Source organism: Clostridioides sp. ZZV14-6150, from assembly GCF_020657875.1.
GTDB lineage: Bacteria > Bacillota > Clostridia > Peptostreptococcales > Peptostreptococcaceae > Clostridioides.
Genome location: NZ_JAGWDA010000001.1, coordinates 408466 through 419918, shown reverse-complemented (window position 1 = coordinate 419918; position 11453 = coordinate 408466). Strand labels below are relative to the sequence as shown.

At 28.5% G+C, this 11453-nt stretch carries 10 protein-coding genes; 9 read left to right on the top strand and 1 reads right to left on the bottom strand.

Annotated elements, in window-relative coordinates; translation table 11 throughout:
• Positions 1-28: 28 nt before the first annotated feature.
• Complete coding sequence (locus tag KGF41_RS01880) at positions 29-1804, bottom strand: NFACT family protein (protein WP_227842077.1); 1776 nt, start codon at positions 1802-1804, stop codon at positions 29-31.
• A gap of 310 nt (positions 1805-2114) precedes the next feature.
• On the opposite strand from KGF41_RS01880, the gene ltaE reads away from it, so the two are divergent.
• The 9 genes from ltaE (at position 2115) to fmt (ending at position 11444) form a co-directional block, all read left to right on the top strand.
• Positions 2115-3149, top strand: a complete 1035-nt coding sequence (ltaE, locus tag KGF41_RS01875) for a low-specificity L-threonine aldolase (protein ID WP_227828108.1) — start codon at positions 2115-2117, stop codon at positions 3147-3149.
• 288 nt (positions 3150-3437) lie between these two features.
• Positions 3438-4268 (top strand): diaminopimelate epimerase, encoded by an 831-nt coding sequence (gene dapF / locus KGF41_RS01870; protein ID WP_227828109.1) that lies wholly within the window; start codon positions 3438-3440, stop codon positions 4266-4268.
• Positions 4269-4271: 3 nt separating this feature from the next.
• The gene (locus tag KGF41_RS01865) at positions 4272-5153 is read left to right on the top strand and encodes a YicC/YloC family endoribonuclease (protein ID WP_227828110.1); all 882 of its coding nucleotides are present in this window, start codon (positions 4272-4274) and stop codon (positions 5151-5153) included.
• 29 nt (positions 5154-5182) lie between these two features.
• Complete coding sequence (gmk, locus tag KGF41_RS01860) at positions 5183-5800, top strand: guanylate kinase (protein ID WP_227828111.1); 618 nt, start codon at positions 5183-5185, stop codon at positions 5798-5800.
• A 2-nt stretch (positions 5801-5802) separates the two neighbouring features.
• Complete coding sequence (gene rpoZ, locus KGF41_RS01855; protein WP_227828112.1) at positions 5803-6069, top strand: DNA-directed RNA polymerase subunit omega; 267 nt, start codon at positions 5803-5805, stop codon at positions 6067-6069.
• A gap of 4 nt (positions 6070-6073) precedes the next feature.
• Complete coding sequence (gene coaBC, locus KGF41_RS01850; protein WP_227828113.1) at positions 6074-7273, top strand: bifunctional phosphopantothenoylcysteine decarboxylase/phosphopantothenate--cysteine ligase CoaBC; 1200 nt, start codon at positions 6074-6076, stop codon at positions 7271-7273.
• 279 nt (positions 7274-7552) lie between these two features.
• Positions 7553-10042, top strand: a complete 2490-nt coding sequence (gene priA, locus KGF41_RS01845) for a primosomal protein N' (protein ID WP_227856295.1) — start codon at positions 7553-7555, stop codon at positions 10040-10042.
• 17 nt (positions 10043-10059) lie between these two features.
• Positions 10060-10500, top strand: a complete 441-nt coding sequence (gene def / locus KGF41_RS01840) for a peptide deformylase (protein ID WP_227828115.1) — start codon at positions 10060-10062, stop codon at positions 10498-10500.
• Positions 10501-10514: 14 nt separating this feature from the next.
• Positions 10515-11444, top strand: a complete 930-nt coding sequence (fmt, locus tag KGF41_RS01835; protein ID WP_227828116.1) for a methionyl-tRNA formyltransferase — start codon at positions 10515-10517, stop codon at positions 11442-11444.
• The last annotated feature ends 9 nt before the right edge of the window (positions 11445-11453 follow it).

Here is an 11453-nt window from a genome sequence, read left to right as displayed (position 1 = left end):
AGTAATTTTTATATTTATGAGATATACTTTATTCAGATTTAATCTTAAGTTTAGCTACCATTTCTTCTTCAGGAGTAACATAAATAGTACTATTAGTTTCATAGATAACCATACCAGGTTTAGAGCCACTAGGTTTTTTTACATTTTTTTTCTTTGTATAATCTACAGGTACTTGAGAAGAAAGCTTTGACTTGCTAAAAAATGCAGCTAACATAGCTCCCTCAAATATAGTGTTATCAGGGACTTCTTTACCAGCAGATTTTATTATTACATGAGAACCTGGAATATTTTTTGTATGCATCCATAAATCATCATTATCAGCAAGTCTTAGTGTAAGATAATCATTTTGTTTGTTGTTTTTTCCAACTAAGATTTTAAATCCATCAGAAGAAATAAATTCATGAGGTTTTGTAGAAGGCATAGTGTCTTTTTTACTACTTTTCTTTTGTGCTTTGATATATCCAACTTTACCAAGTTCTTCTTTTATATCTTGTAATTCAGCCAAATTTTCACAGTTTTCAATACTCAAAATTATGTTTTCTAAGTAATCTATTTCTTCTTTGTTCAATGAAATTTGGTGAGATATTTCAACTTTGGCATGTTTCATTTTAGTATACTTTTTAAAATATTTTTGAGCGTTTTCAGATGGAGTCAAGTTTTTATTTAATTCTATTGTTACATTTTTACACTCTTCATCATAGAAATTGGCAACCTCAACACTTTCCATCCCTTTCTCTACCATATATATATAAGACGTAATTAGTTCACCCTTTACTTTATAAATAGCTGCATTTTCAGACTCTAACAATTCTTCTTCTTGCTTTCTAAGTTTGTTATAAAGTCTATCCAGTTTAACAGATATGCTTTTCTTTAAGTCAGATGAACGTTGATTGATTCTATCTTTAATATCTTTATTTCTGTAGAAATCTTCTAGTATAGTAGACATACTTTCCTTATTGATATATGATAAATCATTAAACAATGTAAGATTGACACAACTGAAATCAACCACTTTATCTAATTTTTTATCTATAACAATACAAGGTGAAAATTTATTAGAGTTTATATCATTAAATAAACTACAAAATTCCTTGTATAAAGAATCAAACTGCTGACTAGATATATCTTTGATAATATCATTTTGATTTACATCTGCCCTATAACAAATTTCTTTGGCGATAGTAGGGCTTATACCTAAAAATTTAGAATATATGGACTTAAAAATAGGGCCATCAAATTCATTTAGATTGCCAATAAATGAATCTTTAGATATATTATCAAGAGGGTTAAGTTTATCTTGCTTTGGTGGCAATGAGTAACTATGACCAGGTAAAACCTGACGAACTCTACTTATACTAAAAGGCACTCTTTTTATAGAATCTATAATTTTATCATCTTCATTATGAGTTACTATTATATTACTATGTCTTCCCATAATTTCAATTATAATATTTTTGATTGTCTTTTCTTTTAATTCATCTAAAGACTCAACACTGATTTTTATTATTCTTTCAAAACCAATTTGAGAAATTTCTATAATATTTCCACCTTGTATATATTTTCTAAGCAACATACAAAACATAGGAGCCTTTAGGGGATTTTCTTTTTTATAATTGCTTGTTAAATAAACCCTAGGATTTGAAGCACTTGCACTTAAAACCAATCTAAAATTTTCTTTGTTGTTTCTTATATTAAAAATTACCTCATCATCTTCAGGTTGATGAATCTTATCTATTTTTCCACCTGTAAGTTTTGATGATAATTCATCTACTATTGAATGTATAACTAATCCATCTAATGCCATATATAGCACCCCTTTCTTTGACCAAAATAAGTCAGTAAATTAATTATACACATAATATATGCTCTATGACTAGGGGGAATTTAAACAACATGGATTAATGTATAAATTTTATAATTATTTATACTTACAGGATATACTCACAATAGAATCAGCATTATATTTTCAAATTAATAATTTAAATTTGCTTAAATATAAAACAAATGTAGTATAATTAGTGTGTAAAGAATAACTTATAAGAGTATATAAACTTTACAAAACTAAATAAATATTAAAGCTGTATAATATATAAATATGAAAGAAGGTTGAAAAAATGAAATTTATTGATTTAAGAAGTGATACTGTTACTATGCCTACTGATGAAATGAGAGAAGCCATGGCAAAGGCTCCTGTTGGAGATTCAATCTTTAGAGATGACCCTACTGTAAATAAACTTGAAGAATTAGCAGCAGCTAAAGTTGGAAAAGAAGATGCTATTTTCCTTCCAAGTGGAACTTTTGGAAATCAGTTAGCTTTGTTTACTCACTGCCTAAGAGGTCAAGAAATCATTATTGGTAAAGGATATCATATTGTGACTCATGAAGTTGGAGCACCTGCTGTAATAGCTGGAGTTCAACTTAGAACTATAGATGAAGATGAAAGTGGAGCTCTTAATCCTGAGCTTGTTGAGAAGGCAATTAGGAGAGATGATATACATGAACCACAAACAGGTCTTATATGTGTAGAAAATGCATACTCAGGTGGAACTGTTGTAAGTCTTGACAATTTAAAAGAAATTAAAAAAATAGCTGAAAAACACAATTTACCAGTGCATTTAGATGGAGCGAGATTATTTAATGCAGCATTAACTTTAGGTGTAGAAGCTAAAGAAATTGCACAATGTTGTGACAGTGTTATGTTCTGTGTATCAAAAGGTTTAGCTGCACCAATGGGTTCTATTCTTGCTGGAAGTAAAGAATTTATAGCAAAAGCTAGAAGAAAGCAAAAAGTTATGGGTGGGGGAATGAGACAAGTTGGTATAGTTGCAGCAGCTGGTATAATTGCTATTGAAAAAATGACACTGAGATTAAATGAAGACCATGATAATGCAAAATATTTAGCTTGTGAGTTGGATAAAATTGAAGGCATTGAAGTAAATAACACTAATCCAGACCTGAGTATGGTATTCTTTAAAATGAGTGAAGATGTAATAAAAGAAGATGTTTTAATAAAAGAGTTTTTTGAAAGAAATATAAAAATCAATAAAATGGAAAATGGGGAGTATAGATTTGTAACTCATGTAGATATTACTAGAGAAGATTTAGATTATGTTTTAAAAACACTTAAAGAATTAATAGGTGTATGCTAATTAGGTATGTTCAAAAAAACTAAATAGCATATGTTAAATATTTTATTTTAAAAATTCATATACAGTTTAAATAAACTATACATAAAATTCATATAGAAATATTATTATATAAACATAGAAAGAACTAGCTTAAAAACATAATATAATTACCCTAATTGTAATGGCAACTCTCCCTCACATCCTCAAATTATAGTTGTCATTACAAAACTTTTCCCATAAATTATAAGTTTATGGGAATTTTTTTATGTTATAATAGTTTAAGTGTTAATTTACAAAGGAGCGATACTTATGAAATTTTGGAAACTACATGGAATAGGCAATGATTTTATTGCAATAGATGGAAGATTTGACCAAATAGATTCATCAAATTATACTGTTTTAGCAAAAAAAGTATGCCATAGAAGATTTTCTGTAGGAGCGGATGGGTTACTAGTTGTGAAAAATTCAGAAATTGCAGATGTAGAAATGGTGTATTATAATTCTGATGGTTCAAGAGCAGCTATGTGTGGAAATGGACTTAGATGTTTTTGTAAGTTTGTTTATGATAATGGCATAGTTAAAAAAGAAAACTTTACAGTAGATACACTAGATGGTATAAAAAATATAAAAATAAACACTATAAATGGAGAAATAAATACTATAAAAGTTAATATGGGAAAAGGAAGTTTTTTAGCTAAAGATGTTCCTGTGTTAACTGATAAAGAACATTTTGTACAAGAAAATATAAAAGTTTTAGATAAAGAGTTTAAGATTACATCTATGTTGATGGGGGTTCCTCACACTGTGGTTATAGTGGATGAATTAAATGTAGATGAAGTTTGTAAATATGGAAAAGAGATTGAAAATAATAAAATATTTCCTAAAAAAACGAATGTAAATTTTGTAAAAGTAGAAGATAAGTATAATATACATGTCTATACTTGGGAAAGAGGTTGTGGATATACTTTAGGGTGTGGAACAGGTATGACTGCATCAGCAATAGTATGTAATCTACTTAATATGGTAGAAAATAGTGTAAATGTGACTTCTCAAGGAGGAACAGTACGTATAGATATAGGAGATTTTTCTTATATGACAGGTCCAGCAGTAAAAATATGTGAAGGTGTTTTGGAGGTTTAGGTAATGGCTATAAGTATGACTGGTTTTGGAAGAGGAGAATACAAAGACGACAACTATTATTTTTTAGTAGAATGTAAAACAATAAATCATAAATATTCAGATATAAATATACGTCTTCCAAGAAAAATTTCATTTTTAGAGGATAAAGTTAGAAATTTAGTAAAAAACTATGTAAAAAGAGGAAGAGTTGATTTATACATAAAATTTGACTTACTAGGCAAAGAAGATGTAAACTTAAATTTCGATGAAGGATTAGCATCTCAATATATAGATATATTAAAAGAAATAAAAAACAAATTTGATATTATAGATGATATTAGTGTTATGAATGTTGCAAGATTTCCTGATATTATAAAAATAGAAGAAAAAGATGAAGATGAAGATTTATTATGGTCGATGTTGAATCAAGCTGTAGAAGATGCAATGATAAAACTAAGAGAAATGAGAAGTGAAGAAGGTAAAAAACTAGCTGAAGATATTACAATGAGATGTGACTTATTAAAAAATCATATAGAAGAAATTGAAAAACATTCAAATAGTGTTGTAGAAGACTATAGAGAAAAACTAAATTCAAGAATAAGTGAAATGCTAGAAGACCCAAGTATAATAGATGAAAATAGGTTAGCACAAGAAGTTGCAATATATGCAGATAAAAGTAGTATAACAGAAGAGATAGTTAGATTTAAAAGTCATATTGGTCAGCTTAAAAAAACTATATTTAAAGACGATTCTATAGGTAGAAAAATTGATTTCTTAATACAAGAGATGAACAGAGAAACTAATACAATAGGTTCAAAATCATCTGATATAAATATAACTAATTTAGTAGTAGAAGTGAAAAGTGAGTTAGAAAAAATAAGAGAACAAATACAAAATATAGAGTAAGAATACAATATTAGAAGGGGAATATTTAAATGTTTACAAAAAAAGGATTATTGCTAGTTGTATCAGGTCCATCAGGTGCAGGAAAAGGTACTATTTGCAAAGAACTACTTAGAGAGAATGATACAATAAAACTTTCTGTATCAGCTACTACAAGAAAACCAAGAGCAGGAGAAGTTGATGGAGTAAATTATTTCTTCATAAGTAAAGAAAAGTTTGAAGATATGATAGGAAAAGGTGAGTTTTTGGAGTATGCTCAAATTTATGATAATTTTTATGGAACTCCAAAAGCAGCAATAATGGAATGTTTAGAAAAAGGACAGGATGTGCTACTAGAAATTGAAATGCAAGGAGCAAAACAAATAAAAGAGGTTTGTCCAGAAGGCGTATTTATATTTGTCCTACCTCCATCACTTAAAGAATTAAAAAATAGGATTGTTGGAAGAGGTACAGAGACAGAAGAAGAAATAGAAAAGAGATTTAGTTGTGCATATGAAGAAATAAAAATGATTAAGGATTATGATTATTTTATATTTAATGAAGATGTAAAAATATCTGCTAAAGAAATAGAAGGTATAATATCATCTGAAAAGAATAAAGTTAGCAGATATAAAAATATTATAATAGAGAAATTCAAGGAGGAATTATAATTATGTTAAAACCATCTATCAATGAGGTACTAGAAAAAATAGACAACAGATATTATTTAGTAGGGACTGTTTCAAAGAGAGCAAGAAAATTAATTGATGGAGAAGAGCCATATGTTCCAAACAAAGATAAAGAAAAGCCTGTATGTGTAGCTACTAAAGAAGTTGCAAGTGGAAAGATAACATATAGATTATTAACAGAAGAAGAAATAGAGATAGAAGAAGCTAGACACTACGCTGAGCAACACCAACAAATTTCAGAAGAGGAGTAAGGTAATGCTAAAAAATAAGACTGTTGTAATTGGCATAAGCGGCGGAATAGCTGCATACAAGGCTTGTGATGTTGTAAGTAAATTAAAAAAGTTAAATGCAAATATCCATGTTATAATGACAAAATCAGCAACAGAATTTGTTAGACCACTTACACTTCAATCACTAAGTCAAAATTATGTAGTAGAGGATATGTTTGAAGAACCAAAATCTTGGGAAGTTGAACATATATCATTAGCGAAAAAAGCAGATTTGTTTTTAATAGTACCAGCAAGTGCAAATTTTATAGGAAAAATTGCAAATGGTATAGCTGATGATATGCTAACAACTACTGTTATGGCAACAAAAGCACAAGTTTTAATAGCACCAGCTATGAATACTAATATGTATGAAAATACAATTGTCCAAAAAAATATAAAAACTTTAGAGGAATTTGGATATAAATTTATAGAACCAGAAAGTGGAAGACTTGCATGTGGAGATATTGGAGCAGGAAAACTAGCTAAATCAGATGTAATAGTAGAGGCAGTTTTAGCTAATCTTACGAAAGAGCAAGATTTAAAAGGTCAAAGTATAATAGTTACAGCTGGACCAACTGTAGAAAGTATAGACCCAGTAAGGTATTTAACTAATAGGTCTTCTGGTAAAATGGGATATTCTATAGCTAAAGAGGCTATATCTAGAGGTGCTGATGTAACATTAATATCAGGTCCTACAAATCTCTCTATTCCACAAAACCTTAAAAAATTTGTACAAATAGAATCAGCACAAGATTTGTATGAGGCAGTAGTATCAAATTTAAACGAAAATAAAATAGTAATTCAAAGTGCAGCAGTTGCAGATTATAAGCCAAAAACTTATTCTGACAAAAAGATTAAAAAGAATAATGATGATTTATCAATAGAATTAAGTAGGAATTATGACATTGCTTATGAAATAGGAAAAATAAAGGAAGATAGGATATTAGTTGGATTTGCTGCTGAAACTAACGACCTAATAGAACATGCCAAAGGAAAAATTGAAAAGAAAAATTTAGATTTTATTGTGGCAAATGATTTAACTAAAGAGGGAGCTGGTTTTAGAACTGATACTAATATTGTAAAAATAATAGATACAGAAGGAAATATTACTGAGTACCCTAAAATGAAAAAGGAAGAAGTAGCTAATGTTATCTTAAATAAGATTAAAGTGTTACTTGAGAAATAAGAACTTTTTTAAATATGATATTTGTGTATTTTATCACAGCTAAAGTGGCTGAAAGCTACAATTTACTTTTAGCGAGTAAAAACTCGCAAATGTCAGTTAAATTGTGGTTTTCAGCATTTATTTTGCCATAAAGTATAAAATATGATTAATAGTTAATTATTAAGATATATCTAATATTAGTAATAACTTGAAACTTTTTAGGTATGCTGAGATTTTTTGATATATTATAAAATGTGTTAAAATATGAGCAGTAGATTAATTTTAAGTAGGGGTTTTACAATGAAAAAATATGCAAAGGTAATAGTTAGAAGTAATACTATATACACAGACAATTTATTTACATATCAAATTCCTGTATTTTTAGAGGAAGTTATAAGTGTTGGGCATAGAATATTAGTGCCATTTGGAAGAGGTAATAAACCAACAGAAGCCTTTGTATTTCAACTTACAGATAATTTAGATGAAAAAATAAAGACTAAAGAAATCATAGATATATTAGATGAAAATCCAATATTTAGAGAAGAAGATTTAGAGTTGGTTTACTGGATGAAAAATAGATATTTGTGTACTTATATAGAGTGTATAAATTTGATATATCCAAAAGGATATAAACTAAATAATTACAAAGTAGTTTTACTAGGTGAAAAGCTAAATGGATTAAGTGAGATTGAATTAGATGAAAAGATATCGAAGCTGAGTGATAAAAATAAAGAGATAGTAGAAAAAGTAGTTGAGAGTAAAGGAAAAATTAAGGTTGATAAGTTAAAATATATACCGAATCTAAATAATTCTCTATATACAATGAATAAAAATGGAATTATAAAATTATGCTGGGAATACAAAAATCATAAAAATGAGAAGAAAGTATGCTATGTATCTTTGGGTTTAGAAAATGATAAAATTGATGATTATATAGAACAAAATAAAATAAGCATAGGAAGCAAGCAAAAAGAGATATTAAATTTTCTTAAAAACAATGAAAATGTAGAGATAAATGATTTATTGGATTTATTAAATGCTTCAAAGCAGAGTATAAATTCTTTAAGTAAGAAAGAGTTAGTAACTTTAGAATTTAAAGATTATTATAGAGAGCCAAAAAGTATTTACAAATCTATATCAAAAAGTATAAAATTAAACAATGAGCAACAACAAGCGGTTGATGAGATAAATTCAAGTATGTTTATAGATGATAAAAAGCCATATTTAATTCATGGTATAACTGGAAGTGGAAAGACTGAAGTTTATATGGAAATAATAGAATTTGCATTAAGCCAAGGTTTAGATAGTATATTTTTGGTTCCTGAGATAGCATTAACTCCCCAAACTATAGATAGATTAAAGAGTAGGTTTGGGGATTTAGTTGGAGTGTTTCACAGTAAACTATCTGAAGGAGAAAAACACGATGTTTATAAAGCTGTTAAAGCTGGAAAGATAAGAGTTTTAATTGGTGCTAGGTCAGCACTATTTGCTCCTTTTAATTCTTTAGGATTGATAATAATTGATGAATTTCATGAGTCATCATATAAGTCTGAAAAAAATCCTAAGTTTAACGCTATAGAAGTAGCTAGATTTATGGCATTAAAAAATAATCTAACTCTTATTTTAGGTTCAGCAACACCTTCAATTGAAGAGTATTATAGAGCAAAAACTGGTGAATATAAACTTATAAATATAAAAAATAGAGCAAACAATAAACCACTTCCAAATATTGAAGTTGTAGACATGAAAGATGAATTAGATAGAGGTAATAGAAGTATATTTAGCTTAAAACTTCAAAGAGAAATAAGTTGGGCGATTGAAGAAAATAGTCAGGTAATACTATTTTTAAATAGAAGAGGTTATGCAAATTTTGTATCATGTAGAAAGTGTGGTTATGTGTTTCAATGTGAAAATTGCGATATATCTTTGACATATCATAAAAAAAGTAATATTGGAAGATGCCATTATTGTGGATATGAAAGAGAAATTCCAAAAGAATGTCCAGAATGTGGAAGTCATTATGTCAAGCCATTTGGAGTAGGAACTCAAAAAATCGAGGAAGAGTTAAAATGTATTTTTCCAAATATAAAAACTTTGCGAATGGATAAAGATACAACCTCAAAAAAGGGTTCATTAGAGGAAATACTAAATAAGTTCAAAGATAAAGAAGCAGATGTATTGATAGGAACGCAGATGTTAAGTAAAGGATTGGATTTTGACAATGTAACTTTGGTAGGCATTTTATCAGCAGACATGATACTAAATTTTCCTGATTTTAAAAGTTTTGAAACAACCTTTCAGTTGATAACTCAAGTTTCTGGAAGGGCAGGAAGAGCAGATAAAGAAGGTAAAGTAGTACTTCAAACATATGATACTGAGCATTATGCTATTAAACATGCCATAGAGTACAATTATGAAGGTTTTTATGAAGATGAGATAAAGATAAGAAGGGCATTTGGATATTCTCCTTTTAATAACATGTTAAGTGTAGTTGTTAGTGGCGAAGATGAAAGATTAGTTATAAAAAATATAAAAAATATGCATGCATCTTTGATTTATTTATTAGAAAAAAGGAGTATAAATGACTTAGAGTTTATATTAGGACCCAATCCATGCTCAATATCAAAAATAAATCAAAATTATAGATGGCAGATACTCTTTAAAGATGAAAATATTGAAATTAATCTCTTAAAGGGTATAATAAAATATATATGTATAACAAAACGAGATTTGATATTTGATAAGAATATTAATGTATCTATAGATATTAATCCAAATAGTGTATTATAAATTTAGGAGGAAGTGTAATGGCTTTAAGACAAATAGTTCAAATAGGAGAACCAGTACTAAGAAAGAAATCAAAAAAAGTTGAAAAAATTGATGCAAAAATAATACAATTGTTAGACGATATGGCAGAAACTATGTACGATGCAGATGGTGTTGGACTGGCTGCACCTCAAGTTGGAATTTTAAAAAGAGTGGTAGTAATTGATATTGGAGAAGAACTTATAGAACTTATAAATCCAGAAATAATAGAAACATCTGGAGAACAAATAGATGATGAAGGTTGTTTAAGTGTTGTTGGAGAATCTGGAGAGGTTAGAAGACCAAACTATGTAAAAGTTAGAGCTTTAAATAGAAATGGAGAAACAATAGAGTTAGAAGGGGAAGAACTTTTAGCTAGAGCATTTTGTCATGAAATAGACCATCTAGATGGAATACTATTTGTTGATAAAATAGAAAAATAGTAGGGGTTGATTTGATGAATATAGTATTTATGGGAACTCCTGATATAGCAGTTCCTTGTTTACAAAAAATAATAGATGAAAAGTATGAAATACTAGGAGTTGTAACTCAGCCAGATAAACCAAAAGGAAGAGGTAAAAAACTTGGCATGAGTCCAGTAAAAGAGCTTGCAATTGAAAATAATATACCTGTATATCAACCAATTAAAGCTAGAGACAAAGATTTTATAGACACAATGAAATCTTTAAATCCAGATGTAATGGTAGTAGTGGCTTTTGGGCAGATACTTCCAAAAGAAATATTAGAAATTCCTAAGTTTGGATGTATAAATGTACATGTTTCTTTACTTCCAAAATATAGAGGTGCGGCACCTATAAATTGGGTAATAATCAATGGCGAAGAAAAAACTGGTGTTACAACTATGTATATGGATGAAGGCTTAGACACTGGAGATATGATATTAAAGACAGAAGTAAATCTTGATGAAAATATAACAGCAGGAGAACTTCATGATAAAATGATGAATATAGGAGCAGAAACTTTAAAAGAAACATTAAAGTTGATAGAAGAAGGTACTGCCCCAAGAGAAGTACAAAATCATGAGGAATTTTCTTATGCACCAATAATGAATAAATCACTAGGTAATATAGACTTTTCAAAAAATGCTAAGGAAATACACAATCTAGTTAGAGGTGTAAATCCATGGCCAAGTGCTTATACTACTTATAATGGTGTAACAATGAAAATTTGGAAAACTAAAGTATTAGAGGAAGAAAGTACCAAAGATGCAGGTACAATAATTGAGGTAAATAAAGATGGCATAAAAGTAAGTACTAAAGATAAGGTACTTTTAATTGAAGAAATTCAGATGCCAAATAAGAAGAGAATGCTGGTTGGAGAATATATAAAAGGAAATACTATAGAAATTGGTGTAGTATTGAGTTAGGTGAAAAGT

Coding starts and splice junctions, on each gene's coding strand:
- KGF41_RS01880 (WP_227842077.1), bottom strand. CDS start 1,804: ATGGCATTAGATGGATTAGTTATACATTCAATAGTAGATGAATTATCA.
- ltaE (WP_227828108.1), top strand. CDS start 2,115: ATGAAATTTATTGATTTAAGAAGTGATACTGTTACTATGCCTACTGAT.
- dapF (WP_227828109.1), top strand. CDS start 3,438: ATGAAATTTTGGAAACTACATGGAATAGGCAATGATTTTATTGCAATA.
- KGF41_RS01865 (WP_227828110.1), top strand. CDS start 4,272: ATGGCTATAAGTATGACTGGTTTTGGAAGAGGAGAATACAAAGACGAC.
- gmk (WP_227828111.1), top strand. CDS start 5,183: ATGTTTACAAAAAAAGGATTATTGCTAGTTGTATCAGGTCCATCAGGT.
- rpoZ (WP_227828112.1), top strand. CDS start 5,803: ATGTTAAAACCATCTATCAATGAGGTACTAGAAAAAATAGACAACAGA.
- coaBC (WP_227828113.1), top strand. CDS start 6,074: ATGCTAAAAAATAAGACTGTTGTAATTGGCATAAGCGGCGGAATAGCT.
- priA (WP_227856295.1), top strand. CDS start 7,553: ATGAAAAAATATGCAAAGGTAATAGTTAGAAGTAATACTATATACACA.
- def (WP_227828115.1), top strand. CDS start 10,060: ATGGCTTTAAGACAAATAGTTCAAATAGGAGAACCAGTACTAAGAAAG.
- fmt (WP_227828116.1), top strand. CDS start 10,515: ATGAATATAGTATTTATGGGAACTCCTGATATAGCAGTTCCTTGTTTA.